The 25,958-nt window shown below is 69.9% G+C and carries 22 protein-coding genes; 10 read left to right on the top strand and 12 right to left on the bottom strand.

Annotation, left to right across the window (positions count from 1 at the left end):
- Positions 1-64 precede the first annotated feature (64 nt).
- Both ACM6LR_RS10480 and ACM6LR_RS10475 read left to right on the top strand, forming a co-directional pair.
- Complete coding sequence (locus ACM6LR_RS10480) at positions 65-949, top strand: DUF58 domain-containing protein (RefSeq protein WP_414939153.1); 885 nt, start codon at positions 65-67, stop codon at positions 947-949.
- The gene (locus ACM6LR_RS10475) at positions 946-1,926 is read left to right on the top strand and encodes a VWA domain-containing protein (protein ID WP_410598855.1); all 981 of its coding nucleotides are present in this window, start codon (positions 946-948) and stop codon (positions 1,924-1,926) included. The genes ACM6LR_RS10480 and ACM6LR_RS10475 overlap by 4 nt, the downstream gene beginning before the upstream one ends.
- Positions 1,927-2,197: 271 nt before the next feature.
- Here ACM6LR_RS10475 and ACM6LR_RS10470 read toward each other — a convergent pair whose 3' ends face one another.
- A complete protein-coding gene (locus ACM6LR_RS10470; RefSeq protein ID WP_414938891.1) occupies positions 2,198-2,659 on the bottom strand; it encodes a tRNA (cytidine(34)-2'-O)-methyltransferase in 462 nt (153 codons plus the stop codon).
- A 110-nt stretch (positions 2,660-2,769) separates the two neighbouring features.
- Here ACM6LR_RS10470 and ACM6LR_RS10465 point away from each other — a divergent pair, with 110 nt between their 5' ends.
- A complete protein-coding gene (locus ACM6LR_RS10465; protein ID WP_414938892.1) occupies positions 2,770-4,365 on the top strand; it encodes an alkaline phosphatase D family protein in 1,596 nt (531 codons plus the stop codon).
- Positions 4,366-4,541: 176 nt separating this feature from the next.
- Here the strand turns inward: ACM6LR_RS10465 and ACM6LR_RS10460 are convergent, their stop codons facing one another.
- The 5 genes from ACM6LR_RS10460 to ACM6LR_RS10440 form a co-directional block, all read right to left on the bottom strand.
- Positions 4,542-5,828 carry an alpha/beta hydrolase family protein gene (locus ACM6LR_RS10460; RefSeq protein WP_414943655.1) on the bottom strand — a complete coding sequence of 429 codons (1,287 nt, stop codon included), beginning with the start codon at positions 5,826-5,828 and terminating at the stop codon, positions 4,542-4,544.
- A 100-nt stretch (positions 5,829-5,928) separates the two neighbouring features.
- Positions 5,929-6,870 (bottom strand): TAXI family TRAP transporter solute-binding subunit, encoded by a 942-nt coding sequence (locus tag ACM6LR_RS10455; RefSeq protein WP_414938894.1) that lies wholly within the window; start codon positions 6,868-6,870, stop codon positions 5,929-5,931.
- A complete protein-coding gene (locus tag ACM6LR_RS10450; protein ID WP_414938895.1) occupies positions 6,867-8,267 on the bottom strand; it encodes a sensor histidine kinase in 1,401 nt (466 codons plus the stop codon). Before ACM6LR_RS10450 ends, ACM6LR_RS10455 begins: the two co-directional genes overlap by 4 nt.
- Before the next feature lie 3 nt (positions 8,268-8,270).
- Positions 8,271-8,939 carry a response regulator transcription factor gene (locus ACM6LR_RS10445; protein WP_414938896.1) on the bottom strand — a complete coding sequence of 223 codons (669 nt, stop codon included), beginning with the start codon at positions 8,937-8,939 and terminating at the stop codon, positions 8,271-8,273.
- Between the two features lie 10 nt (positions 8,940-8,949).
- Positions 8,950-10,308: an MFS transporter gene (locus ACM6LR_RS10440; protein ID WP_414938897.1), complete on the bottom strand. Its 1,359-nt coding sequence runs from the start codon at positions 10,306-10,308 to the stop codon at positions 8,950-8,952.
- A gap of 191 nt (positions 10,309-10,499) precedes the next feature.
- On the opposite strand from ACM6LR_RS10440, the gene fabG reads away from it, so the two are divergent.
- On the top strand, positions 10,500-11,204 hold the full coding sequence (fabG, locus tag ACM6LR_RS10435) for a 3-oxoacyl-ACP reductase FabG (RefSeq protein ID WP_414938898.1): 705 nt from the start codon (positions 10,500-10,502) through the stop codon (positions 11,202-11,204).
- A gap of 48 nt (positions 11,205-11,252) precedes the next feature.
- Positions 11,253-12,020: an enoyl-ACP reductase FabI gene (fabI, locus tag ACM6LR_RS10430; protein ID WP_414938899.1), complete on the top strand. Its 768-nt coding sequence runs from the start codon at positions 11,253-11,255 to the stop codon at positions 12,018-12,020.
- Positions 12,021-12,084: 64 nt separating this feature from the next.
- Here the strand turns inward: fabI and ACM6LR_RS10425 are convergent, their stop codons facing one another.
- The 3 genes from ACM6LR_RS10425 to ACM6LR_RS10415 all read right to left on the bottom strand — a co-directional run bounded on the left by ACM6LR_RS10425 (position 12,085) and on the right by ACM6LR_RS10415 (position 14,335).
- A complete protein-coding gene (locus ACM6LR_RS10425; RefSeq protein ID WP_414938900.1) occupies positions 12,085-12,489 on the bottom strand; it encodes a nuclear transport factor 2 family protein in 405 nt (134 codons plus the stop codon).
- A gap of 8 nt (positions 12,490-12,497) precedes the next feature.
- Positions 12,498-13,679 (bottom strand): Cmx/CmrA family chloramphenicol efflux MFS transporter, encoded by a 1,182-nt coding sequence (locus ACM6LR_RS10420; protein ID WP_414938901.1) that lies wholly within the window; start codon positions 13,677-13,679, stop codon positions 12,498-12,500.
- Positions 13,680-13,750: 71 nt separating this feature from the next.
- On the bottom strand, positions 13,751-14,335 hold the full coding sequence (locus tag ACM6LR_RS10415; protein WP_414943654.1) for a TetR/AcrR family transcriptional regulator: 585 nt from the start codon (positions 14,333-14,335) through the stop codon (positions 13,751-13,753).
- Between the two features lie 85 nt (positions 14,336-14,420).
- On the opposite strand from ACM6LR_RS10415, the gene ACM6LR_RS10410 reads away from it, so the two are divergent.
- Positions 14,421-15,467 (top strand): ferrochelatase, encoded by a 1,047-nt coding sequence (locus ACM6LR_RS10410; RefSeq protein ID WP_414943653.1) that lies wholly within the window; start codon positions 14,421-14,423, stop codon positions 15,465-15,467.
- Between the two features lie 780 nt (positions 15,468-16,247).
- Here ACM6LR_RS10410 and ACM6LR_RS10405 read toward each other — a convergent pair.
- Positions 16,248-17,045, bottom strand: a complete 798-nt coding sequence (locus ACM6LR_RS10405) for a hypothetical protein (protein ID WP_414938904.1) — start codon at positions 17,043-17,045, stop codon at positions 16,248-16,250.
- A gap of 397 nt (positions 17,046-17,442) precedes the next feature.
- Between ACM6LR_RS10405 and ACM6LR_RS10400 the strand changes: the two genes are divergently transcribed.
- Both ACM6LR_RS10400 and ACM6LR_RS10395 read left to right on the top strand, forming a co-directional pair.
- Positions 17,443-18,840, top strand: coding sequence for a sigma 54-interacting transcriptional regulator (locus ACM6LR_RS10400; RefSeq protein ID WP_414938905.1), 1,398 nt, complete (start codon positions 17,443-17,445; stop codon positions 18,838-18,840).
- On the top strand, positions 18,837-20,795 hold the full coding sequence (locus ACM6LR_RS10395) for a vWA domain-containing protein (RefSeq protein WP_414943652.1): 1,959 nt from the start codon (positions 18,837-18,839) through the stop codon (positions 20,793-20,795). Before ACM6LR_RS10400 ends, ACM6LR_RS10395 begins: the two co-directional genes overlap by 4 nt.
- A 1-nt stretch (position 20,796) precedes the next feature.
- On the opposite strand, the gene ACM6LR_RS10390 is transcribed toward ACM6LR_RS10395, so the two are convergent.
- Positions 20,797-22,110, bottom strand: coding sequence for a cytochrome P450 (locus tag ACM6LR_RS10390; protein WP_414943651.1), 1,314 nt, complete (start codon positions 22,108-22,110; stop codon positions 20,797-20,799).
- A gap of 49 nt (positions 22,111-22,159) precedes the next feature.
- Between ACM6LR_RS10390 and ACM6LR_RS10385 the strand changes: the two genes are divergently transcribed.
- Both ACM6LR_RS10385 and mshC read left to right on the top strand, forming a co-directional pair.
- Positions 22,160-22,918: a MerR family transcriptional regulator gene (locus tag ACM6LR_RS10385; protein WP_414943650.1), complete on the top strand. Its 759-nt coding sequence runs from the start codon at positions 22,160-22,162 to the stop codon at positions 22,916-22,918.
- A gap of 79 nt (positions 22,919-22,997) precedes the next feature.
- Positions 22,998-24,236 carry a cysteine--1-D-myo-inosityl 2-amino-2-deoxy-alpha-D-glucopyranoside ligase gene (mshC, locus tag ACM6LR_RS10380; protein ID WP_414938909.1) on the top strand — a complete coding sequence of 413 codons (1,239 nt, stop codon included), beginning with the start codon at positions 22,998-23,000 and terminating at the stop codon, positions 24,234-24,236.
- 16 nt (positions 24,237-24,252) lie between these two features.
- On the opposite strand, the gene ACM6LR_RS10375 is transcribed toward mshC, so the two are convergent.
- Positions 24,253-25,860 (bottom strand): ABC-F family ATP-binding cassette domain-containing protein, encoded by a 1,608-nt coding sequence (locus ACM6LR_RS10375; RefSeq protein ID WP_414938910.1) that lies wholly within the window; start codon positions 25,858-25,860, stop codon positions 24,253-24,255.
- Positions 25,861-25,958 lie beyond the last annotated feature (98 nt).

Here is a 25,958-nt window from a genome sequence, read left to right as displayed (position 1 = left end):
GAGCGTGAAGAACGAGAAGGGCGACCGTCCTTCCTGGGCGCCGCCGGTACTCCGCGGGGAGCGGATGGAGGCGGGCCTGCGCACACTCGAACTCGACGTGCGCCGCCGTCTCGACGGTCTGCTGCAGGGAAACCATCTCGGCCTGGTGCCGGGGCCGGGTTCGGAACCGGGGGAGGCCCGGCCGTACCAGCCCGGTGACGACGTCCGCCGGATGGACTGGGCGGTCACCGCGCGGACGACGAGCCCGCACATCCGGGAGACCGTCGCCGACCGCGAACTGGAGACGTGGCTGGTGGCGGACGTGTCCGCGAGCCTCGACTTCGGCACCGCGCTGTGTGAGAAGCGTGACCTCGTCGTGTGCGCGACGGCCGCGGTCGCCCACCTGACCGGCGGGGGCGGCAACCGGATCGGCGCGCTCGTCTCGAACGGGGCGGGCAGTATCACGCGCATCCCGGCGCGCGGCGGGCTTCCGCACGCGCGGGGACTGGTCCGTAAACTCGCCGAGACCCCGCGTGCCGAGGAAGGTGTCCGCGGTGATCTCGCCGCGGCGCTGGAGAAACTGCGCCGCCCGCCCCGCCGTCGCGGGCTCGCCGTCGTGATCTCCGACTTCCTCGGCGACAGGGAATGGCAGCGCCCGTTGCGCGCGCTCGGCGGTCATCACGACCTCATCGCCATCGAAGTCCTCGACCCGCGCGACATCGACCTGCCCGACGTGGGCACCGTCGTGCTGGCCGACCCGGAGACAGGAAAACAGCGCGAAGTGCACGCTTCGGCCTTGCTGCGCAAGGAATTCGGCGCCGCGGCGCACGCTCACCGGCAGGAGGTCGCGGCCGCGCTGCGGCGGGCCGGTGCCGCGCATCTGGTGCTGCGTACCGATTCGGACTGGATCGCGGACATGGTCCGGTTCGTGGTGGCCCGCAAGCGCCGCTGGTCCGGTGGTGTCGCGTGAGCCTGACCGGATTCGCCTCGCCGTGGTGGTTCCTGCTGCTGCTGGCGGTCGCCGCGGTCGCCGTCGGCTACGTGCTTTCCCAGCGCGCGCGGCGCAAGCGCACCATGCGGTTCGCCAACCTGGAACTGCTGGACAAGGTCGCGCCGAAGAGTCAGGGCTGGGTTCGGCACGTTCCCGCCATCCTGATCGTGCTCTCGTTGCTGGTGCTCACCGTCGCGCTCGCCGGGCCGACGGCCGAGCAGAAGGTGCCCCGCAACCGGGCCACCGTGATGCTGGTGATCGACACCTCGCTGTCGATGGAAGCGACCGACGTCGCCCCGACACGGCTGAAGGCGGCCCAGGAGTCGGCGCGCTCGTTCGCGCAGAACATGACTCCGGGGGTGAACCTCGGCCTGATCTCCTTCGCGGGAACGGCGACCGTGCTGGTCGCGCCGACGACCGATCGCGGCGGCGTCGTGAAGGCGATCGACAACCTCAAGCTGGCGCAGTCGACAGCAACCGGTGAAGGGATCTTCGCCGCGTTGCAGTCGATCGAGAGCTTCTCGGCGATCGTCGGTGGCGCGGAAGGTCCGCCGCCCGCGCGGATCGTCCTGATGAGTGACGGCAAGCAGACCGTCCCGGACGACCTGTACGCACCGCGAGGCGGGTACACGGCCGCGCAGGCGGCGAAGCAGGCGCAGGTGCCGATCTCGTCGATCTCGTTCGGGACCACGCACGGCTCGGTCGACATCGACGGCAAACCGCAGGACGTGAAGGTCGACGACGAATCGCTGGAGGAGATCGCGCGCCTTTCGGGCGGCGACTTCTACAAGGCGGCCAGCGCGGACGAGCTGAAACGCGTGTACGACGACCTCGGTGAGCAGATCGGGTACGAGCTGAAGGACGCCGACGCGAGTCGTCCTTGGGTGATCCTCGGGACGCTGGTGCTGATGATCGGGGCCGCCGCTTCGCTCTTCCTGGGGCAACGACTTCCGTAGCTCGCACGACAAAGTCTGTGAAGGTTCCTTCCCTACTTTGAGGGTCAGAGTCCCGGCAAAGTCGAGGTCTTGCAGGTCGGGCGTATGCGGGCTCACCCACAGCGGGGCTGACCAACAGCTCTGCGACTTCGCCGGGACCCTGAGAGTGGGAAGGAGGCCTTCACTACGTTGCGGGCGAGATGTGGCGAGTTGCTCGTGAGTGGCGACTCGGCTCGCGGGGAGGTTTGGGCAGTTGATGAAGGAATGAACGCGGGCGCGGCCCCGTGACACTTCAGGGAGTAGCGAAGCCGTTCTGCCGCCAAGCCTCGTAGACGCTGATCGCAGCCGTGTTCGCCAGATTCAGCGAGCGGCTCGTCGGCAGCATCGGCAGCCGCACCCGCTCGGTCACCTGCGAGGCCTCCTGGACCTCCGCGGGCAGCCCGGCCGACTCAGGGCCGAACATCAGCACGTCTCCCGGCTCGTAGGCGACCTCGGTGTGCAGCCGCGTCGCCGAAGCGCTGAACGCGTAGACCCGGGCGGGCAGCAAAGCCGCCCACGCCGCGTCGAGGTCCGCGTGGACGTGGACCCGCGCGAGGTCGTGGTAGTCGAGCCCGGCGCGTCGCAACTGCTTGTCCTCCAGCGTGAACCCGAGCGGCTCCACCAGGTGGAGCTCGCAGCCGGTGTTCGCGGTCAAGCGGATCGCGTTACCCGTGTTGGGCGGGATTTCGGGGCGGTAGAACAGGATGCGGAACACGGAGGTTGATCGTCTTTCGTTCACGGGCGCTTCGCCTGAGGGCGGCCGGGAGGCCATATACGCGGACGAGCATGAGGCCGCCCGTGACCATCCCACCACAGGAGGGCTTCATGCCTTCGCTCCCTCACCCCCTGTCGCGGCGTCGCTTCCTCGGTTACGGCTCCGCCGGTGCGGCCGCCGTCCTCCTGGGGACCGGTGCCTGGAACGCCGCCGGCGCGATGCCGCTCGCGAGCGGCTCCGGTGACCCGTTCACCCTCGGTGTCGCGTCGGGTGACCCGTTGCCCGGCGGTGTCGTGCTCTGGACCAGGCTCGCACCACAGCCCTACGACGCCGACGGCTTCGGCGGGATGCCGCGCAAGCCGGTTCGCGTCGAGTACGAGGTCTCGCTCGACGAGCGCTTCCGCGCCGTGATCCGCCGCGGCTCCGTGGTCGCCACCCCTGAACTCGGCCACTCCGTGCATCCCGAGGTCCACGGCCTCGCCCCGGATCACCAGTACTTCTACCGCTTCCGCGCGGGCGGCGAGATCTCCCCGGTCGGCCGCACGCGGACGGCGCCGATCGCGTGGTCGTCGCCGCGCGAACTGAACTTCGCGTTCGCGTCCTGCCAGAACTGGGAGGCCGGGCACTTCACCGCGTACAACCACCTGGCCGCCGAGGATCTCGACCTGGTCGTGCACCTGGGTGACTACCTCTACGAAAGCGGCGTCACCGGCGTCGGACGCGGGACGCCGGTGGGGCCGCAGTTCAAGGGTGAGACCTTCGACCTCGCGCGCTACCGGCTGCAGTACGCGCTCTACAAGTCCGAAGCGCCACTGATGGCCGCGCACGCCGCCTTCCCGTGGATCCACGTCAACGACGACCACGAGGTGGAGAACAACTGGGCGGGCGACCACTCCCAGGCCGACAACGAGCCCGACCAGGACCCGGTGGTGTTCCGTCAGCGGCGCGCCCAGGCGTTCCAGGCGATGTACGAGCACCTGCCTTATCGCATCGCCCAGCTGCCGAAGGGGCCGGACGCGCGTCTGCACCGGCGGCTGAGCTACGGCACGCTGGCCGACTTCACCATGCTCGACACCCGCCAGTACCGCGACGACCAGCCGTGCGGCGACGGCCAGTCGGCGAACTGCGCCGAGCGGCTCGACGAGGACCGCACCCTGCTCGGCTCGGAACAGCGGAGGTGGCTGCTCGACGGCTTCTCCCGGTCCCACGCGCGGTGGCAGATCCTGGGCAACCAGGCGCCGATGGGCCAGACCGACACCGACGCGGGCGAGGCGACCAACGTGTACCTGGACCCGTGGGACGGCTACGTCGCCGACCGCGACCGGGTGCTCGCGGCGGCGCGGGACCGGGGTGTGCGGAACCTGGTGGTCATCACCGGCGACCGGCACCAGAACTACGCCTGGGACCTGAAGCGCGACTTCGGCGACCCGGGTTCGCCCACCGTCGCGAGTGAGTTCGTCGGGACGTCGATCACCAGCGGTGGCAACGGCGCCGACATGACGCCCGCCGGGGAGAACCTGCTGAAGGCCAACCCGCACATGAAGTTCTTCAACAACCAGCGCGGCTACGTCCGGGTCAACGTCAACCGGCACCGCTGGCGGAGCGACTTCCGAGTGGTGCCGTTCGTCAACACCCCCGGCGCGCCGATCAGCACGCGGGCCAGCTACGTCGTCGAGGACCGCCGCCCCGGCGTCCAGGCCGGCTGAGCCGGCCGGAAGGCGGCGTACGACTCGCTTACGGACGCGGGCGGCGCCGCCTTCCGGAGCGTCGCCGGATCAACGAAGATGTAGTGGCTCGTAGGAGCTGAAGGACGCTTTCCCCGCATCGCATGGGGTGAAAGCGTCCTTCGCCCGATGGCATGTGGGGAAAGTCCCCTTCAGCTCTACTCGATGAAATCGATATTCGGATATCGCGGGGACTCGCCGTCGAACATGCGCTTTTCCCAGCCACGAAGGTGCAGATCGAAGAACGCTCCGACGTAATCCCGTTGCGCGGCAAGCGAACGACGGGGATCGATGGTGCCGATGACCGCCTCACGCTTCTCCGGCGCCACTCGCGAACCCAGCTGCGGCACGACGACCTGCAGATCGCTGTAAGCCATGTGCGTGCTGCCGCCACGCAGGAGCAGGTCCCGCTTCCAACCACGCTGGTTGGCCCAGAAGTCCGCCCAGCTGCGGTCGAATTCGGGATGACGGTGCGTGTGCTCGATCGGTTTGCCTTCCGGGTCGACCCCTTCGGCGCCCATCAGCATGAACGGCCGGTCGAGGCCGCGTTTCGTGACCTCGCCAGGGATGTAGGCGCTTCCCGGTGGATAGCCGAACGCCGTCGCCATCGCGCCGTCCAGGTTGATCCCGGCGTCGACCCGGCGATCGTGGACCATCGTCTCGCCCGCCGTGAACCCGCCGTAGGAATGCCCGTAGGCGCCGACCCGGGACAGGTCGAGTGACCGGCCGAGCCCGCGGGGGAGCGGCCGGTTCTCCGCGTCCGGGTTCTGGCCGCGGGTGATCTTCGTGAGCTGGTCGAGGACGAACCGGCTGTCGCCGACCCGCGCGTCGAGCGCTTTCTTCATGAACTCGGAGCCCTCGCCCGGGGGAAGCGCGGTTTCGAGCCGTCCGCCGGGGAATTCGACGGCCGCGCTCTCGTAGGTGTGCGAGAGCGAGACGACCACGTAGCCGCGGCTCGCCAGATCGTCGACGAGGGCGGTGTACATCTCTCGCGGACCGCCGAAGCCCGGCGAGAAGAGCACTACCGGCTTCGGAACGCCGTGAGCCGCAGGGACGCCGGTTTCGGCCCGTCGTTTCGCCGACGCCCAGTCGATGGAGCCGACCGGGAGGTCGAGGTAGTCCTCGCCCGCGAGCGCCTGGTCGATGACGCCGCCCATGGCGGGACTGAACCATGGTGCCCGGGGGCCGTCGGCGAACCGGTCCGCCGGATAGGTGACGGTGGCCATGACCTCCCGGCGCCGCTCCGGTTTCCACGGATCGGGCCGGGACCGGTCGACGAGGTGGAGGTCGGTGGTGCCGACCTCGTACTGGCCGGTGAGGGCCGGTGCGGTGAGTTTGGCCTGCTCCGCCGCGACGGCGGGGGCGGTCGTGGCGAGCCCGCCCACGAGCGCGAGGCCCGCGACGAGCGCCGAACCCCACACCACCCTGGTGTGTCTCGATGACACTGCTGGTCCTTCCGGATCGGGGCGGCCGGGGTGGGCCGCCTGCCTCCGACCATGGCAGCGCTCCGGTACTACGCGCATCACCCTGGAGATGGAGCCGGTCTCACCCGTGAAGGGCACGGTAGGCCGACGCGGCCCCGGGGTGCAGCGGAACCTTGCCGGTGCCGATCAGTGTCCGGACGTCGAGGAACTGGGTTCCGACGGCGGGTGCCGGGACGAGATCGGCGGCGTGCCCGGCCAGCACCCGCGTGACGGCGGCCGCGACGTCGTCGGGAAGGGAAGGCGCCGCCAGCAACAGATTCGCGACGCCGATCGTCCGCAGTTCCCCGACCCCCTGGTAGGCCTGGGCCGGGACGTGGACCAGGTCGTACACCGGGCCGTAGCCCGCGCGCAGGGCGGGAAAATGGGCGTCGAGCGGGAGGAGCGTGATCGGGGTGGTCCGGTTCAGCTCGGTGAGCGCGGGCGTGGGGATCCCGCCGGACCAGAACAGCGCGTCGACCTCGTGCGCCACCAGCGCGTTGGACGCCTGCCCGAGCAGGAGGTTCTTCGCGTTCACCGGGACTTCGGCGCGGGCGAACAGCCGGGTGCTGAACACCGCGACGCCGGACCCGCTCGCCCCCATCGCCACCGGCCGTCCCGCCAGGTCGGCGAGCGAGCGCACGCCGCCGTCCGCGCGGACCACGAGCTGGTGGTAGTTCTCGTAGACGCGGCCGATGGCCGAGAACGCGATCGGGACGGAGAACGGCTCCGCTCCGGCGAAGGCGGACTCGGAGACGTCGCCGAGGACGAGCGCGAGGTCGGCCCGCCCGTCCCGCAGGCGCCGCAGGTTCTCGACGCTGGCCTCGGTCGCGACGGCCGTCGCGCGCAGCCGTGGTTCCGCCCGGTTCAGCTGCTGGGCCAGCAGTTCCGCGAAGGCCAGGTAGAATCCGCCGCTCTCACCCGCCGCGATGACGATCTCCCGGTCCGGGCCCTGGTAGCCCGCCGTCGAACAGCCGGCGAGGGTGGCGAGCCCGGCGAGGAGTGCGGTGCGCCTGGTGACGGTCATGGCGTGCTCCCGGCGAGAGGAATTTCGACGCGGACTTCGAGTCCACGCGGTTTCGCCTCGCGCAGCTCGAGCTTCCCGCCCCTGGCGAGTACGTGCTGGCTCGCGATCGCGAGCCCGAGCCCCGTTCCGCGCGGCGCGCCGTCGCCACCGGCCCGCCAGAAACGTTCGGTCGCCCGTTCACGGTCCTTTGTGGACAGTCCAGGACCGTTGTCGGACACGAAGACCGTGGCGGTCGAGTCGCCGGTTTCGTAGCCGGTGGTGATGGTCGCGCCCCGGCCGGCGTAGTGCACCGCGTTGTCCAGCAGGACGTCCAGCACCTGGGCGAGATCGCCTTCCGGGCACCGTACCGGCACCGGCGCGTGATGCCCTTCGGCAGCCGCGAGGTCGACTCCGGCGTCGTCGGCCGACGGACGCCAGGCGTCGACCCGTTCCGCGAGCACGGAAGGAAGGTCGCAAGGTTCGTCACCGGATTCGCCGGCGGCCAGCCTGGTCGCCGCGCTTTCGGCGAGGGCGAGCGCGAGCAGTCCGTCGAGCAACGACTCCAGGCGTTCGACCTCCGCGACGGTCGCCCGATACGCCCGCTGGCCGTCGCCGTCGACCTGCGCGGCCAGCGAGTCGACCCGCAATCGCAAAGCGGCCAAGGGATTCCGCAACTGATGCGACGTGTCCGCGACGAGCCGCCGTTGCTGTTCGGACGCCTCGACGACGGCGTCGGACATCCGGTTGAACGACGTCGCGAGCGACCGCAGTTCCCTCGGCCCTGCCCGGTCGGGCACCTGTGCGCGATGCCCCTCGGTCACCGCCTGCACGCCGGTCTCCAGTTCGTGCAGCGGCCGCACCATCCACCGCGCCAGCAGCACCGCGAGCAGTACGAACACCGCCGCCACCAGCACCGCGCCCGCGACGATCGCGGCCCAGCGGGCGGTGACGTCGTCCGCCGCCGCGGCCACCGACGCCCGCAGCACGACCACCCCGGCCACTCGCGTGCCGGTGCCGACAGGACGGGCGAAGTAGACCGGATCGGCCGACCACGGGCTGAGCTGTTCGGGTCCTTTCGCGAGCTGGTTGCGAAGGGCGGACTCGACGAGCGAGTGGACCACCGGTTCCGCGGCCGCCATGCCGCCGGTCTCGACCAGCGGCACCCCACGCGCGTCGACCACCACGACGTCCTCGCTGTATAACGACGAATACCGTGCGGCGTCGACCGCCAGCGCGGACGGGTCACCGGCGTCGACGGCCTGCTGGGCGAGGACGACGAACCGGTCGACGTCGGCGTTGCGGGCGATCACCAGCTGCTGTGTCCGTTGCGCGGCGGTCGATCCGAACAGCGGGATCGCGAACGCGGCGACCACGGTCAGCGCGAGCGCGACGAGGACGACCAGCAGCCGGGTGCGCACCGGTCAGTCCCGGCCGAGACGGTAGCCGAAACCCCGGATCGTGGTCAGCAGTCCCGGCCGGTCGAGCTTCGCGCGCAGCTGGGTCAGGTGCACGTCGAGCGAGCGGGAGACGGCGAGGTACGCGTCGCCCCAGACCTCGTCCATCAGCTGCTGTCTGCTCACCGCGGTACCCGGCCGCGTGGCGAGCACGGCCAGGACGGCGAACTCCTTGGCGGTGAGACCGATGTCGTGCCCGTCGACCAGCACCCGCCGTGCCCCGAGGTCGATTTCGACGTCTTCGACGCGGACGACACCGTCCTGCGGAGCGGCCGAGACGGCGGCGCGCCGGACGACGGCGTCCATCCTCGCCAGCAGTTCGGCCAGGCGAACCGGTTTGGTCAGGTAGTCGTCGGCTCCGAGCCGCAGCCCGCGTACGACGGAGCGCTCGTCGCCGCTCGCGGTGAGAACGAGCACCGGCACCGGCGAGACCTGCCTGACCTTCCTGAGCACGTCGAGCCCGTGCACGTCGGGCAGGTTGAGATCCAGCAGGATGACGTCCGCTTCGCGGTGCCGGTGCAACGCGTCGCTGCCCCGGATCACCGCGGAGACGGTGTGGCCGCGCGCTTGCAGTGCTTCGGCCAGCGCGTCGGCGACGCCGGCGTCGTCCTCGACAAGCAGCACTCGCACGGCCATACCTTCCCGCCTAGCCTTCGCGACCGGACACCAGCTCGGGCTCGGGCTGCTTTTTCCTGTCCAGCTCCGAGGTCTTCGAGGTTTCCCGCATTGTGCCGTACACGATCAGCGACACCAGGACACAGCCCGCGACGTAGTAGAAGAACACCGACTCGTGGCCGGCGCCTTTCAGTGCCTGGGCGATGAGCTCGGCGGTGCCGCCGAAGATCGCCACGGTGAGCGCGTACGGGAGACCGACGCCGATGGCGCGGATCTTCGTCGGGAACAGCTCGGCCTTCACGATGGCGTTGATCGAGGTGTACCCGGTGACGATCACCAGCCCGGCCAGCATCAACAGGAAGGCGAGTACCGGTTCCTTCGTCCCGCCCATCAGCGTCATGATCGGGACGGTCAGCAGCGTGCCGGCGATGCCGAAGAACATCAGCAGCGGGCGGCGGCCGATGCGGTCGGACAGCTTGCCCGCGAACGGCTGCAGGATCGCGGCGACGAGGATCGCGCAAAACAGGATCAGCGTGACCGTCCGGCGCGGGATGCCCGCGGTGTTCTCCATGAACTTCTGGCTGTAGGTGGCGAAGGTGTAGAACGACACCGTGCCGCCGAGGGTGAGGCCGATGACGAGCGCGATCTCCTTGGGGTACTTGATCAGCGCGCGCAGTGTGCCCTTCTCACCCGCGTCCTTGCCGGTTCCGGACGTCTTGGCCTCTTCGAAGCTGGCCGACTCGTCCATCCCGCGCCGCAGGAACATCACCACGACCGCGGCGAGCGCTCCGACGACGAACGCGATCCGCCAGCCCCATGACGTCAGCTGGGCCTCGGTGAGGATCGCCTGCAGCAGCAACTGAAGGCCGAGCGCCAGCAGTTGGCCGCCGTACAGCGTCACGTACTGGAAGCTGGAGTAGAAGCCGCGTTTGCCGGGAGTGGCCACTTCGGACAGATAGGTCGCGGAGGTCGAATACTCCCCGCCGACCGAGAGTCCCTGGATGAGCCGGGCGACCAGAAGCAGGATCGGCGCGGCGATCCCGATCGTGGCGTAGGTCGGGGTCAGCGCGATCATCAGCGACCCGGCAGCCATCAACGTGACGGAGAGCACGAGTGCGCTTCGTCGCCCGAAGCGGTCGGCGAACCGGCCCAGCATCCAGCCGCCGAGCGGCCGCATGAGGAACCCGACGGCGAACACCGCCGCCGTGCCGAGGAACGCCGCCGTCGTGTCCTTGGTGGGGAAGAAAGACTTGGCGAAGTAGGTGCTGAAAGCGGCGTAGGCGTACCAGTCGTACCACTCGACCAGGTTGCCGATCGAGCCGCGCAGCACGTTGCCGACGACTCGTCGCTCGCTCACGGGCGGCGACGCTTCGCCGATCCGGGTTGTCATCTTTGACCTCCTGTGTTCCGGCTCACGGTGAACAATCCGTGACGGCCGGGCAAGGTTTTCGCGCGGTTCCTAACATCCGCTTAGGACGGTCACGGTTACCCGGAGGTAGGGGTGGCGCGAGTCCGGCTGGTCCCGGGCGAGCCGATAACCTCAGTGCGTCAGCGGGACGAAGACGAGGCGAGGAGAGCTCTGTGGGACGGTCGGTACTGGTCACCGGCGGCAACCGCGGCATCGGTCTGGCGATCGCGAAAGACCTCGTGGCGCAGGGGCACAAGGTCGCGATCACGCACCGTGGCTCCGGTGCGCCCGAAGGCCTCTTCGGGGTGCAGGCCGACGTCACGGACGCCGAGCAGATCGACGCCGCCTTCAAGCTCGTCGAGGAGCACCAGGGCCCCGTCGAGATCCTCGTCGCGAACGCCGGGATGACCGACGACACCCTGCTCATGCGCATGAGCGAGGAGCAGTTCACCCGCGTGGTGGACGCGAACCTCACCGGCGCCTACCGGGTCGCCAAACGTGCCTCACGCGGCATGCTGCGCGGCAAGTGGGGCCGCTACATCTTCATCTCGTCCGTCGTCGGTCTCACCGGGTCGGCGGGCCAGGTCAACTACGCCGCGAGCAAAGCCGGTCTCGTCGGTCTCGCCCGCTCGCTGGCGCGCGAGCTGGGCTCGCGCAACATCACCTCGAACATCATCGCCCCGGGCTTCGTCGCCACGGACATGACCGGCGAACTCGGTGAGGACCGCAAGAAGGAGATCCTCGCCCAGATCCCCTCCGGCCGGTACGCCGAACCGTCGGAGATCGCCGCCGCCGTCCGCTACCTCGCCTCCGAAGAGGCCGGTTACGTCAACGGCGCTGTCCTGCCGGTCGACGGCGGCCTCGGCATGGGCCACTGACGTCCCCCGTTTTCCCGTACTGATCACCCACTCCGGACTGGAGGTCCCGTGCCAGGACTGCTCGAAGGCAAGCGCCTGCTGATCACCGGCGTCATCACCGACGCCTCGCTCGCGTTCCACGCGGCCAAGATCGCGCAGCAAGAGGGCGCGAAGGTCGTGCTCACCGGCTTCGGCAGGCTGTCGCTCGTCGAGCGCATCGCCAAGCGTCTCCCCGAGGAGGCGCCGGTGCTGGAGCTGGACGTCACCAACCAGGAGCACCTCGACTCACTCGCCGACCGCGTCCGTGAGCACGTCGACGGACTCGACGGCGTGCTGCACTCGATCGGGTTCGCCCCGCAGTCCTGCCTCGGCGCGCCGTTCCTGGACGCCCCGAGCGAGGACGTGAAGGTGGCCGTCGACGTCTCGGCGTACTCCTTCAAGGCGCTCGCGGTCGCGACCCTGCCGCTGCTCTCGCGCGGTGCGTCGATCGTCGGCATGGACTTCGACGCGCGTGTCGCGTGGCCCGTCTACAACTGGATGGGGGTGGCGAAGGCGGCGCTGGAGTCGGTGAACCGGTACCTGGCGCGCGACCTCGGCCCGAAGGGTATCCGGGTCAACCTGGTCAGCGCCGGTCCGATGAAGACCATGGCGGCGAAGTCGATCCCCGGTTTCTCCGAGCTGGAGGAGGGCTGGGGCGACCGCGCGCCGCTCGGCTGGGACAGCTCCGACCCGGATCCGACGGCGAAGACGGTCTGCGCTGTGCTGTCGGACTGGCTGCCCGCCACGACCGGCTCGATGATCATGGTCGACGGCGGAGTGCACGCCCTCGGCATCTGAGTTCGCGAGTACAGGCAGGCCCCCTTCCTTGCGCCGGGCGCAAGGAAGGGGGCCTTCCTGTACTTCAGGGGAGGACGGCGTTGGCGACGTGCCAGGAGTCTTCGAGCATCAGGTACTTGGTGATCAGGCCGTCGTCGTTCACCTCGAACTGGATGGTGAAGGCCGTCTCGATCACCTTGCCGGTGCTGCGGATGGTCGAGCGCAGTCGTCCGACCGCGACCGCGTGCGGCCCGTCGACGAGGACGCGCTCGATGTCGAACCGGTCCTTGATGAGGCCCTTGTCGAGCAGGTCGTAGAACTCGCGGATTTCCGCCGGGTTCCGGCGCGGGCCGATCCACGGGACCAACTCGGTCGCGCCGGGGATGTCCCACTCCACCATGTCGGCGATGAGTTCGGAGGCCCCGTCGGTGTCCCCTGTGGACATTCGGCGGAAGAACTCGTCGAGGGTGGCTTGTGTTCGGTCGGACATGATTCTCCTTACTGGGTAACGGGTTCGCGAAGCAGGCGGGTGTCGTCGGTGCGCTGGACACCGGCGGCGAAGGTGAGGGCGAGCACGGTGGCGACGCCGAGTCCGACGCTCACCCACGCGACGCTCGGGTAGCCGAGGCCGGCGTCGATGGACTCGCCGCCGAGCCACGGGCCGACGGTGTTGCCGACGTTGAAAGCGGCCGTGGTGCTGGCGCCGACGAGCGTCGGGGCGTTGCCCGCCACGGCGAAGGCGCGGACGTTCAAAGCCGGATTGACCCCGAATCCGGCGACACCGAACAGGAACACGGCGAGGATCGCGACGGGGGTCGCCGGGCCGGAGAGCGCGAGCAGCACCAGGGCGAGCAGGGCGACGGCCAGACCGCCGTAGAGGGTGGCGAACGGCCTCGCGTCGGCGAGGCGGCCACCGACGGTGATGCCGATCAGCGCGCCGAGCCCGAACAGGGACAGCACTCCCGGAACCCAGCTTTCCGGTAGTCCAGCGATTTCGGTCAGCAACGGCGCGAGGTAGCTGAAGGTCGCGAAGATCATCGCCTGCGCGAACGCGATCACGCCCAGCGCCAGCCAGAACCGGCCGCGACGGTAGAGCCGCAGTTCGGTCGCGACGACGGTCTTGACCTCGCCGTTCTGCGTTTCCGGGACGAGGGCGAAGACGCCGATCAACGCGACGACGGTCAGTGCCGTGACCGCCCAGAACGCGGCCCGCCAGCCCGCGTGCTGGCCCAAGAACGTCCCGGCCGGGACGCCGGCGATGTTCGCGATCGTGAGCCCGCCGACCAGGATGGCCAGCGCGCGGCCACGGCGCTCCACCGGGACCAGCGCGACCGCGGTGGCCGCCGCGACCGCCCAGAACCCGGCGCAGGCGACAGCGCTGACGACGCGGGTGACGAAGAGCAGGGCGTACCCCGTGCCCAACGCCCCGACGACGTGCGAGAGCCCGAAGACGACGAGTAGCGCCATCAGGGTGGCCCGCCTCGGCACCCTCAGCGTCGCGATCGCGAGCAGGGGAGCGCCGACGACCATGCCGATCGCGAAGGCGGAGATGAGCAACCCGGCTTCCGGGATGCCGACGTTCAGATCGGCCGCCATCCCCGGCAGCAGGCCGGTGATCATGAACTCGGACGTGCCGAGCGCGAACACGCTCAGTCCGAGGACGCAGACTGCCAAAGGCACGGGATTCCCCTCCAGTTTTGTATTGATCAGTCCAAAATTTGGGCGGCGTTTCGCACAAGGCTTGTCTCGGTTTATTTCGCGGCGATCGCGCCCAGCGCGATATCGGCGACCGCTTCCATGGCCGTCCGTCCGGCGCCGCGGCGGGACATCAGCCGGAGTCCGGCGACGGTGCTGTGTGCGAACTCGGCGACGTCGTCCGGCTCGCGGGCGCCGTCGATCGTCCCGTCGAGCCTGCCTTCCCTGGCGCAGGCCGCGAGAAGGGCGAGGTGCCGTCCGGTGTCGGCGTCGATCCGCGCCTTGATCTCGGGATCGCGGTCGCCGAACTCGGCCACGGTGTTGACCACGAGGCAACCGCGGCCGTGGGTGGCGACCTCCTCGTCGATGGTGAACGAGAACAGTGAGCGGAACCGCTCGATGCCGGTCCCAGGGTTCTCCAGTAGCGCCGTCCTGGCGACGATGCCGCGGTCGGCGTAGTGGTCGAGTACGCGCATGAACAGCTCGTGCTTGCTGGTGAAGGTGTTGTAGATGCTGCTGCGGCCCAAGCCGGTGGCTTCGCAGAGGGCCTGTGTCGACGTGCCCTCGTAGCCGCGACCCCAGAACGCGTCCATGGCCCGCCCGATCGCGGCGCGCTCGTCGAATTCCTTCGGCCTGGCCATGGAAGTGACCGTACCAGGTTTTGGATCGGTCAGTCCAAAATGGGCCGGGTCAGCGTGCGGGGCGCCACAGCGGCAAGATGTCAGGGTGGGTTATGACGCGCTGCTTTGGCTTTCGTTCGGTGGTCCCGAGGGATCCGACGAGGTGATGCCGTTCCTGGAGAACGTCACGCGGGGGCGGGGGATCCCTCGGGAACGGTTACTCGAGGTCGCCGAGCACTACCAGCACTTCGGCGGGGTCTCGCCGATCAACCGCCTGAACCGCGCCGCGATCTCCGCGGTGGAGAAGCAGCTCGCGACCGCCGGGATCGACCTGCCCGTCCACTTCGGCAACCGCAACTGGCGGCCGATGGTCGAGGAGACGCTGGCGGAGATCACCAAGACGGGTGCTCAGCGTGTCCTGGTCTTCCCCACGAGCGCGTACGGCGGCTATTCCGCCTGCCGTCAGTACGACGAGGACATCGAGCGCGCCCGCGCGGCGGTCGGGGACGGCGCGCCGGAACTGGTGAAGCTGCGGCAGTTCTTCGACCACCCGCTGTTCGTCGCGGCTTTCGCCGACGCCGTCCGCGCCGCGCACGCGGAACTGGGGAACCCGGCAGGAACCCGGACGGTCTTCTGCGCACACTCGGTGCCCGAGTCCGCCGATACCGCGTCCGGGCCGCCCTCGGAAGGCGGTCGCCGCTACTCGCGCCAGATCGCCGAAGCCGCGCGTCTCGTCGCGGTCGAAGCGGGCATCGAGACCTACGACGTCGTCTGGCAGTCGCGTTCCGGCCCGCCGCAGGTGCCGTGGCTGGAGCCGGACATCGTCGACCACATCGACGCGTTGCACGCGGACGGCGTCACTTCGGTGGTGGTCTGCCCGGTGGGTTTCGTGTCCGATCACCTCGAGGTGATCTGGGACCTCGACAACGAGGCCGCCGAACGTGCCGCGGAGCACGGCATGGGCTTCGCACGGGCCGCGACGCCGGACACCGACCCGCGCTTCGCCGAACTCGTCGTCGAGCTGGTTCGCGAGCACACGGAGGGTGTGCCGGCGCGGAAGCTGTCGCCGTTCCCGGTGGCCGGATGCACGATCAACGGGGCGCCTTGCGCTGTCGGGTGCTGCGAGCCCGCGAAGCGCCCCACGCGCCCGTAGCCGTCCGGTCTCGTGAGACTGCCCGCCGGAAGTACATAAAAGGCGGCCTTCTGTAGCTCCGGAGGCCGGCAGCCGTCTGACCTGCGCTAACACGGCTACTGGCCTTCGGCGGTACGCAGCGGGTATACAACAGCGGAGAACAGGTCATCCGTGAGCGGGCGCGCTCGTGGGCCTGCTCGAACAGGTGCCCATGTAGTCGGGGGACCTGTTCCATCGATGCTCCCCGGTGCGACGGGCCGCCTTCGATGAGCCGGGACGCGTAGTAGTGGCAAGGTCGCGCCGTAGGCACCGCCGGACTTCAGGCCGTCCGGCTGGATCGCGGGGTGCCAGAGGTCCCGGTTCCACGCGCCCGGTGTGAACAGGCCGCCCTGGCTCCGGTAAACGACGAGGTCACACGTCCGAAGCGGGAGGGTAGAGTCCGTGTGCGGCCTGGGGTGCACACCACAGGACAGCAGGCAGTCCCTCCGGCCCACGAGCGCGCGGAAGCGCTACGGCAGGAGCTTCCGCCACAGAGCAAGCCCGGCGAACTGGGCCGGAAGACTCACGGCCGATGGTTCGCGAACGACGGGGCAAGACGTGACACCGATCTTGAGCGGCCGACGAGATGGCGGCCGAAGCACAACGCCGGCTTGAAGCGCTGGACATCCCTGGGACGCCAAGCGCGGTCGCCGACGTTGAGACGAAGTTAGCGGCCCATATGGCGGCGTCAGCCATCACCAACGCGAGCGTCGTTGCCCGCACTCCCTCCGGAGGGCTCCGTAACCTGCGATCGACTGGTTGCTACGGGTGGCGGTCCGCCTGATCCGCGAACACCCGCACCGCCTCGTTGATCGCCGCGTACCGGGCAATACGGACGGCCTCGGTCAGCGGCCGCAACGCCTCCGCCCGGCGGTTGACGGCGGACGCGGACAACGCACCGCCCGGATCGTCGGCGTGTGCGATCGCGAGGATCGCCGCGATCTCCTCCGACCGCTGGAGCACTCGCAGTGAACGGCCGGGCATCCCAGCGGGCCAGGGCGCGTCGGTGGCGGATCGCAGGCGTGCCGAAAGTTCCGCTCGGACACCCGGCCGATCGCTGGCGACGTCGAGGGTCTGCAGTGCTCCGGCGCTCGCGCGGATCGCGTCGGTCAGGCCGTGCTCGGCTTCGCCCAGTGGGCGGTACTCGAGGACGCCCGGCGTGGGTACCGAGTAGACGGTCCACCGCATCAGGCCTTCGGCGATCGCCTCCGGGACCAGGCCGTAGCCGAGATCCGGCAACAAGGCGGCGTCGCCGGTCCGCAGCGCGGCCTCGGAGAAGAGACCGCCACCGCCGAGACCACGGACATCGCCAGGCACCGGCATCAGCAACTGCAGGCTTTTCGCGCCCTGCGAACGCAGGGCCAGCAACAGTTGGACCGGGGTCGCCGCGCGGTTGAACGCGAGCGGCAGCTCGAACGCCTCGGCGGCCGCGGCATCCGCGGCGACGACGTCGTGGGCTTCGGCCCAGACCTGCAGGGCGTCAAGGATGTCGTCGGAGGCGGCGGCTCCGTTCAGCCACGCCGAAGACCAGACCGCGAGGGTCGCACTAGGACGGCACACTCTGTTTATTTTATCGTGCGCTGACGGAAACCGTCCGCAGGGCGCAGATCGGAATCAAAGTCACCCTGGCGGAGAGGGCGCCCTGCGAACGGTTTCCGTGGGCCTTCGGCCCGAAAGAGGGCGCACGACCGGTGAAGCCGGGCAGCGTGACCACGTCCGGCCGGCCCCGCCTGAGGTACGCGGCCGCGACCAGGGCGAGCACGCTGAGGCCGATGCGGCAGGATTCACCCGCGGGAAGGCGGCGCGGGTGGTTTCTCGGGCATCGACCGAGCCTCGCGTGCGGGTACCCGGTTCCACATCGACCGATCTCCTGAAGTGCTCTCCACCGACTGGTTGATCCAGAGCTGGAGTTGGTTCACGTCGACAGGGGGCACGATCGAGACGTAGCGTCGAACGGGTGAACGATGTTCCCGCAAATCTGCCCCGGACCGCCGGGGACCTTCGCGCGGCTGGCCACCCGCCGCGTTCGGTCAAACAAGAACTGCACGACAACCTGCTCGTCAAGCTCCGCGCGGGGGAGGACCCCTGGCCCGGGATCGTCGGTTTCTCGCGCACCGTGCTGCCCCAGTTGGAGCGTGCGCTGCTGGCCGGGCACGACGTCGTGCTCCTCGGCGAACGCGGCCAAGGCAAGACCCGGCTGCTGCGCACCCTCGCGGGACTCCTCGACGAATGGACGCCCGTCATCGAGGGTGCCGAACTGGCCGAGCACCCGCTCGACCCGATCACCCCGGAATCACGCCGCCGTGCCGCCGAACTCGGTGACGCACTGCCGGTGACCTGGCGCCATCGCGATGAGCGCTACACGGAAAAACTGGCCACACCGGACACTTCGGTCGGTGACCTGATCGGTGACGTCGACCCGGTGAAGGTCGCCGAGGGCCGCAGTCTCGGCGACCCCGAAACCATCCACTTCGGACTCGTCCCGCGCGCCCACCGCGGCATCGTGGCGATCAACGAGCTGCCCGACCTCGCCGAGCGCATCCAGGTCGCGCTGCTGAACGTGATGGAGGAACGCGACATCCAGGTGCGCGGGTACACCCTGCGCCTGCCGCTGGACGTGCTGCTGGTGTCGACCGCCAACCCGGAGGACTACACCAACCGGGGCCGCATCATCACCCCGCTCAAGGACCGGTTCGGCGCCGAGATCCGGACGCACTACCCGCTCGACGTCGAATCCGAGATCGCGGTCGTGCGGCAGGAGGCGCATCTGGTCGCCGAAGTCGGCGAACCGTTGCTGGAGGTGCTCGCCCGGTTCGTGCGGAACCTGCGGGAATCGCCGGTGATCGACCAGCGGTCCGGTGTCTCGGCCCGGTTCGCCGTCGCGGCGGCGGAAACCGTGGGCGCGGCGGCGTTGCGCCGGTCCGCGCTCACCGGCGAGGAACCCGCCGTGGCGCGCCCGGTCGACCTCGACGCGGTGCCCGCCGTGTTGCGTGGCAAGCTCGAATTCGAGCCGGGGGAGGAGGGACGCGAGACCGAGCATCTCGTGCACCTGCTGCGGAGGGCGGTCGCGGAGACGGCCCGCTCGCGGTTCGCCGGACTGGACCTGCTGCCGCTGGCCGACGCCGTCGAGGACGGGCACCTGGTGACCACCGGCGAACGCGTCCCCGGCAAGGACGTCCTCTCCGCACTGCCGGAACTGCCCGTGCTCCACGACGTCGCCGCGCGTGCCGGCGTTGGCAAGGACGAACCGGCGGGACGGATCGCGGCCGCGGTCGAGCTGGCACTGGAATCCCTTTTCCTGTCGAGGAAACTCGCCAAGGACTCCGACGACGCGACGACCGTCTACGGCCGATGAGCGCCGTACCGGAGGGGTATTCGTACGGGCCATGGCACGACGGCCCGGACCCGCTGGCGCCGCCCGCCGACCTGCGGGACGCGCTCGACGAGATCGGCCGCGACGTCATGGCGGGCGCCTCGCCCCGGTCCGCGCTGGAAGAACTGTTGCGGCGCGGCACGCCGCGCACCGCGGGCCTGGACGAGCTGACCCGGCGGCTCTGGCAGCGCCGGTCGGAGATCCAGCGGCGGCACCGGCTGGACGGCACGCTCCACGAGGTCCGGCAGCTGCTCGACCAGGCGTTGGAGGCCGAGCGGCGCGAACTGTTCCCCGATCCGGACGACGACGCCCGCTTCCGTGAGGCGCAACTGGACGCGTTGCCGCCGGGAACGGCGGCGGCGGTCCGCGAACTCGGTCAGTACGACTGGCGATCCCGGCAGGGCAGGGAGAACTACGAGAAGATCCGCGACCTGCTCGGCCGTGAGCTGCTGGATTCCCGGTTCGAGGGGATGAAGGAAGCACTCCAGAACGCGGGACCGGAGGACGTCGAGCGTGCCAACCGGATGCTCGCCGACCTCAACAGCCTGCTGGCGGCGCACGCGCAGGGCCGTGAGGACGTGCCCGAGCGGTTCGCGGAGTTCATGCGCGAGCACGGCGAGTTCTTCCCGGAGAACCCGAAGAACGTCGAGGAACTGATCGACGTCCTCGCCGCCCGCGCCGCGGCCGCCCAGCGGATGCTCAACTCGATGACCCCCGAGCAGCGCGCCGAACTGGCCGAGTTGTCGCAGCAGGCGTTCGGCGATCCCCGGCTCGCGCAGCAGCTGTCCACTTTGGATTCCCAGCTGAAAGCACTGCGGCCCGGCGAGGACTGGACGTCGTCGGAACGCTTCCGGGGCAATGATCCGCTCGGCCTCGGCGAGGGCGCCCGGGCGATGTCCGACCTCGCCGAACTGGACGCGCTGGCCGAACAGCTCGGCCAGTCCTATCCCGGTGCGAGGCTGGAGGACATCGACGTCGACGCGCTGAGGAGGCAGCTGGGGCCGGACGCGGGTGTCGACGCGCGGAGGCTGTCCGAACTGGAACGCGAGCTGCGGCGGCAAGGCCTGTTCGAACGCGCTCCCGACGGCACGCTTCGCTTGTCGCCCAAGGCTTTGCGACGCCTCGGGGAGACGGCGCTCGCCGACGTCGTGAACGCGTTGCGCGGCAAGGCGGGTCAGCGGGAGACCGAATCGGCGGGCGCCGCGGGCGAGCCGACCGGCGCGACCAGGCCGTGGCGGTTCGGGGACACGCAGCCGTGGGACGTGTCCAGGACGGTCCGCAACTCGGTCTTGCGTTCGGTTTCGGTTGGCGATCGGTCCGTCCGGCTGGACGTCTCCGACGTCGAGGTGATCGAGACCGAGCACCGGTCGCGCGCGGCGGTGGCGTTGCTCGTGGACACCTCGTGGTCGATGGTCCAGGAGGGCCGCTGGCTGCCGATGAAGCGGACGGCGCTCGCGCTGCACCAGCTGATCAGCACCCGGTTCCGCAACGACGCGCTCCAGCTGATCACGTTCGGCCGCTACGCCACCTCGGTCGAGCTGGCCGAACTCGTGGGTTTGGAAGGCGCTTGGGAGCAGGGCACGAACGCCCACCACGCGCTGCTGCTGGCCGGACGGCATCTGCGGCGGCATCCGGACGCGCAACCGGTGGTCCTGATGGTCACCGACGGCGAGCCGACAGCGGATCTGGAACCCGATGGCACGGCGGAATTCGACTACCCGCCCCAGCCGAGGACCCTGCTCAAGACACTGTCCGAAGTGGACCGGATGGCGAAGCTGGGTGCGTCGGTGACCGTGTTCCGGCTCGGGGACGACCCGCGCCTGACGGCGTTCGTCGATCTCCTCGCGCGCCGCTCGGGCGGCCGGGTCGTCGCTCCGGACCTCGACGGGCTCGGCGCCGCCGTGGTCGGCGACTACCTGCGGACCAGGAAGCGGTAGGTCAGCGGCCGGTCACCTTGATCCTGGCTCCACGGGCCGGTTCCAGCGTGATCGGCCGCGACCGGACCCGTTCCGGCCGCGCGTGCTCCGGGGTGACCGTGAACCGGCCGAACAGCTCGCGTAGCACGATCGTGGCCTCCATCAGGGAGAACCCCGCACCGAGACAGCGGCGCGCGCCGCCGCCGAACGGTAGCCAGCTACCGGCGGGAGGCGTGCCTTCGAGGAACCGCTGCGGCCGGAAGACCTTCGGGTCGGGATGGTGATCGTCCTCGCCGTGGACGACGATGATCGACGGCATGACGTCGAACCCGGCCGGGATCCGGTAGCCGCCGATCTCGACGTCTTCAGTCAGCCGTCGGACGACTTCGCCGATCACCGGGCGTAGGCGCATCGCCTCCTTGATCACCGCTTCGAGCGCCTTCTCGTCGCCGTCGTCCGCCGCGCGGGTGGTGAACGCCGCCTGCCCGGGATCGCGGGAAAGCTCGTGCAGCGCCCAGGCGAGCGCGGTCGCGGTGGTCTCGTGGCCCGCGAGCAGGAGGGTGACCAGCTGATCGCGGAGTTCCACGTCGGTCAGCTCGTCCCCGTCGGCGGGTACGGTGAGGAGGCGGGACAGGACGTCGGTGCGCCGGTCGAGGTCGGCGGCCCGGCGTCGCTCGGAAATCTCGGCGTAGAGCAGTTCGTCGACCCGGGCCTGGCGTTCGGCGTAGGTGCGCCAGGGGCGGTAGCGCCGCAGCCGAGGGTCCTGCCAGCCGATCACCTGGATCAGGCCGATCTCCACCAGATGCCCGATCAGCCGCCGGAGTTCGTCGAGTCGTGGTCCTTCCGCGACACCGAACACCACCCGCAGGATGATTTCCAGGGTCAGCGCGCGCATCCGGTCGTGCGCGCCGAAGGCCCGGTTCTCCGGCCAGCGGTCGAGTTCGGCCCCGGTCAGCTCGGTGATCATGTCGCGGTAGCCACGCAGGGCCGCGCCGCTGAACGCGGGCATCAGCAGCTTCCGCGCGCGCAGGTGCCGGTCCTCGTCGGTGATCAGGACGGAGTGCTCGCCCATCACCGGCTTCAGGACGACGTTGCCCTCGCCCGCGTGGAACGTGGTGACCGGTCCGGAGAACACGGTCTTGATGTCGTCGAGGTCGGTGAGCATGACGATGTCGCGATGCGGCGCGAACTTCATCCGGACGACGGAGCCGTAGCGGCGCTTGAGCAGCGGGAGCACGTGATGCCGGAGGTTGCCGACGGCGAGCGTCTGGACGAGGGCGGGCAGCGGGGGTCCTGGCGGAAGTGCGGCCGGCACGGTGTTTCCAGCTCTCCCCATAAGTCGTTTCTACGCGCGGTGGGGGAAGACGTCCACCTACGCTGAGCCGATGGGGTATTCGGTGGGGAAGGTCGCGGCGCTGTCGGGAGTGACCGTGCGTACGCTGCACCACTACGACGAGATCGGCCTGCTGTCACCGGGCGGGCGGACACCGGCGGGCTACCGCAGCTACAGCGACGGCGACCTCGACCGGTTGCAGCGCATCCTGTTCTACCGCGAACTCGGGCTCGGCCTGGAGGCGATCGCGAAGGTCGTCGACGACCCGGGCCTGGACGCGCTGGAGCACCTCCGGCGGCAGCGGACGCTGCTGCGGGAGCGGATCGGCGAGCTGACCCGGATGGCCGAGTCCGTCGAGCGGGTGATCGAGGCCAAGAAGGTCGGTGGCGCGCTGACCCCGGAGGAGAAGTTCGAGGTCTTCGGCGAGTTCCGTGAACCGGAGGGCTACGCGGAGGAGGTCGTCCGCCGGTGGGGCGAGACCCCACACTGGCGGACGGCGGCCGTGCCACTGTCCAAGGAGGAGTGGATCGAGGCGGAGAAGGTCCGGCAGGACTGGGTGCGGCGGCTGCTCGCCGTCGTCGATTCCGGCGCGCCGGCGGAGAGCGCCGCGGCGATGGACCTCGCCGAGGAACACCGGCTGCTGCTGGCCGCGTTCATGGGGGACTGCGACCACGCGATGCACCGCGAGGTCGCCAAGATGTACGTGACGGAACCGGTGCAGCTCGGCTTCCTGGTGCGTGAGCCGGACCAGCGGCCGGGCCTGGGGGAGTACATCCGGGACGCGGTCCACGCCAACGCCGACCGGTCCTGAAGGGCGAGTTCGGTTACTCCGGCCGTGTCCGGCTCCCACCGGACGGGAACGGCGCGGCGGCTCCGCTTACAGTCGAGGTATGCAGACTTGGTCAACGGTCGACGTGCCCCGTATCCCCGGCACCCCCCGTCCGCTGCGGCTCCATGACACCGCGACGGGGCAGATCCGCCCCACCGCGCCCGGGTCCACCGCCCGGATGTACGTCTGCGGCATCACGCCGTACGACGCCACCCATCTGGGGCACGCCGCCACGTACCTGACCTTCGACCTGGTGAACCGCCTGTGGCGTGACGCCGGGCACGAGGTCCACTACGTCCAGAACGTGACGGACATTGACGAGCCCCTGCTGGAGCGCGCCGAGCGCGACAAGGACGACTGGGTCGTCCTCGGCATGCGCGAGACGGCGTTGTTCCGTGAGGACATGGCCGCGCTGCGGGTGCTGCCGCCGCGGCAGTTCGTCGGGGCCGTGGAAAGCATCCCGGAGATCGTCGAGGTCATCGCCAAGCTGCTGGCGAACGGCAGCGCGTACCGCGCCGACGACGCCGAGTACCCGGACATCTACTTCGACCACAACGCGACCGGGCACTTCGGTTCCGAGTCGAACTACGACGCCGAGACCATGGCCAAGTTCTTCGCCGAACGCGGCGGCGACCCGGACCGGCCCGGCAAGCAGCACCCGCTCGACGCGCTGCTGTGGCGGATGGCCCGGCCGGGTGAGCCGTCGTGGGAGTCGGAACTGGGGGCGGGACGCCCGGGCTGGCACATCGAGTGCAGCGCGATCGCGGTCAACCGCCTCGGCCTCGGCTTCGACGTCCAGGGCGGCGGCTCGGACCTGATCTTCCCGCACCACGAGTACAGCGCCGCGCACGCGGAGGCCGTCGCGGGGGACCGGCCGTTCGCGCGGCACTACGTGCACGCCGGGATGATCGGCCTCGACGGCGAGAAGATGTCGAAGTCGCGGGGGAACCTCGTGTTCGTCTCACGGCTGCGTGCCGACAAGGTCGACCCTGGCGTGATCCGGCTCGCGCTGTTCGCTGGCCACTACCGCTCCGACCGGCCGTGGACCGCGCAGTTGCACACGGACGCCGAAGCCCGCCTCGCGCGCTGGCGTGACGCCGTCTCGCTCGGCACCGGCCCGGCCGCGGAGGACACCGTCGCGCGCCTGCGCGACCACCTGACCGACGACCTCGACACCCCCAAGGCGCTCGCCGCCGTCGACGCCTGGGCGGAGCAGTCCCTGAACCGCTCGGGCACCGACCCGGCGGCTCCCGGGCTGATCCGGAACGCGGTCGACGCACTGCTCGGCATCGAACTGTAGACACGCGTATAACGCCCTACGCGGCGACGCGACCGGCTTCCAGCCGGAGGTGGTCTCCCGCCCAATCCCGCCGCAGCCATCGATCGTGGGAAGCGATGACGACGGCACCCGGCGCCGAATCGAGTGCGGCGGACAACTCCTCGGCCAAGGTGAGCGAGATGTGGTTCGTCGGCTCGTCCAGCAGGAGCACCTCCGGCGGATCGGCGATCAGCAACGCCAGCGCGAGCCGCCGCCGTTGCCCGACCGACAGCGCGCCCACCCGGGTCCCGAGATCGCGCGGCGCCAGCAGGCCAAGGCCGCGCAAGGGCGGAGCGTCCTCGCCGAGCGCTTCTGCGTAGGTCCGCTGCGCGGTCTTGTCCGGCTCGGCGAACGCGACATCCTGTGCCAGCAGGCCGATCCGCACCCCGCGTCCGGAAAGGACGGTCCCTGAGTCCGGTGTCAGCGCGCCGGCGAGGACGGACAACAGCGTCGACTTCCCAGCACCGTTCCCGCCGGTGATCAGAAGCCTCGACGTCGTCGTGATGTCGAGGGTCGCCAGGCGCAGCCGTCCGGCGATCTCGATCTCCCGCACGGAGATCGCCGTCTTGTCTGCTCCGGGTTCACCGGTCAGGCCGCCCTGGAACCGCAGGGGTGCGGTCGGTTTCCGTACCTGGTCGCGTTCCAGTTCGTCCAGCCGCAGTTGCGCGTTGCGGACCCGGCGTGAGATCTGTTTCTGCACCCTCCCGGTTTTGAAGTCGTAGAGCATCTTGGCGTTGTCGCGCTGTGGCCGGTTGTGCGCGACGTTGCGCGCGGTGACGGCCACCGACTCGCGCAGTTCCTTCAGTTCGTCCTGTTCCTCGGCGTAGCGCTGCTCCCAGCGCGCCCGTTCGGATCGTTTCTGGTCCAGGTAGTCGGAATACGTGCCGCCGTACCGGGTCGTGCCGCCCAGTGCCGGGTCGAGGTCGACGATGTCGGTGCATACCGCGTCGAGGAACACGCGGTCGTGCGACGACAGCACGAGCACACCGGTCAGCGAAGCGAGATGGTGTTCCAGGAACTCCATCGCGACGTCGTCGAGATGGTTCGTCGGCTCGTCCAGGATGAGCGTGCCCGGTCGCCGGATCAGCAACGCGGCCAGTCCGAGCCGCGACCGCTGCCCGCCAGACAAGGTGCCCAGTTCGCGCTCCGGGTCGATCCCGGCGAGCCCGAGACCCGCGCATACGACCTCGGCCCGCCGGTCGGCGTCCCAGAGATCGTGAACCTGCGCCCAGTCGAGGACGGTGCCGTACTCGTCGAGTACCGCCGCGTCGTCCGGGTGGTCGGCGAGCGCTTCGGTCAGTTCGCCGAGTCTCACCGACGCCTGCCGGATCTCGGCGAGTGCGTCGTCGATGACGTCGTAGAACCGGGCGGTCAGCGGGAAAGGCAGCTCCTGCAACAGGAAGCCGAGGTCGTCGCCGCACAGCACCTCACCCGCGTCGGGTTCCTCGACCCCGGCCAGCAGGCGCAGGAGCGTGGACTTGCCGACGCCGTTCTCGCCGACCAGGCCGAGCCGCTGCCCGGCCGAAGCGGTCAGGTTCACGCCGTCGAGCACGACGCGGGCACCGTAGGAGTGGACGAGATCTTTGGCGATCAGGGAAAGAGACATACGACATCACCGCGTTTCGAGGTCATGAGGGATCCCAGCCGGGCCTGATCGCTTACGGGAGCCGTGCTCCACCGAAGCCGCCTCGGAGCGGGGAAGGT

Origin of the sequence: Amycolatopsis sp. cmx-11-32, assembly GCF_047608695.1 — a bacterium.
Taxonomy (GTDB): domain Bacteria; phylum Actinomycetota; class Actinomycetes; order Mycobacteriales; family Pseudonocardiaceae; genus Amycolatopsis.
This window is presented reverse-complemented; position numbering and strand designations above follow the sequence as displayed.

What these genes read in the sequence shown, in the direction of transcription:
- ACM6LR_RS10480 (WP_414939153.1), top strand. Translation starts at nt 65, where the DNA reads ATGGAGGCGGGCCTGCGCACACTCGAACTCGACGTGCGCCGCCGTCTC.
- ACM6LR_RS10465 (WP_414938892.1), top strand. Translation starts at nt 2,770, where the DNA reads ATGCCTTCGCTCCCTCACCCCCTGTCGCGGCGTCGCTTCCTCGGTTAC.
- ACM6LR_RS10455 (WP_414938894.1), bottom strand. Translation starts at nt 6,870, where the DNA reads ATGACCGTCACCAGGCGCACCGCACTCCTCGCCGGGCTCGCCACCCTC.
- ACM6LR_RS10445 (WP_414938896.1), bottom strand. Translation starts at nt 8,939, where the DNA reads ATGGCCGTGCGAGTGCTGCTTGTCGAGGACGACGCCGGCGTCGCCGAC.
- ACM6LR_RS10440 (WP_414938897.1), bottom strand. Translation starts at nt 10,308, where the DNA reads ATGACAACCCGGATCGGCGAAGCGTCGCCGCCCGTGAGCGAGCGACGA.
- ACM6LR_RS10425 (WP_414938900.1), bottom strand. Translation starts at nt 12,489, where the DNA reads ATGTCCGACCGAACACAAGCCACCCTCGACGAGTTCTTCCGCCGAATG.
- ACM6LR_RS10415 (WP_414943654.1), bottom strand. Translation starts at nt 14,335, where the DNA reads ATGGCCAGGCCGAAGGAATTCGACGAGCGCGCCGCGATCGGGCGGGCC.
- ACM6LR_RS10395 (WP_414943652.1), top strand. Translation starts at nt 18,837, where the DNA reads ATGAGCGCCGTACCGGAGGGGTATTCGTACGGGCCATGGCACGACGGC.
- ACM6LR_RS10390 (WP_414943651.1), bottom strand. Translation starts at nt 22,110, where the DNA reads ATGGGGAGAGCTGGAAACACCGTGCCGGCCGCACTTCCGCCAGGACCC.
- ACM6LR_RS10385 (WP_414943650.1), top strand. Translation starts at nt 22,160, where the DNA reads ATGGGGTATTCGGTGGGGAAGGTCGCGGCGCTGTCGGGAGTGACCGTG.
- mshC (WP_414938909.1), top strand. Translation starts at nt 22,998, where the DNA reads ATGCAGACTTGGTCAACGGTCGACGTGCCCCGTATCCCCGGCACCCCC.
- ACM6LR_RS10375 (WP_414938910.1), bottom strand. Translation starts at nt 25,860, where the DNA reads ATGTCTCTTTCCCTGATCGCCAAAGATCTCGTCCACTCCTACGGTGCC.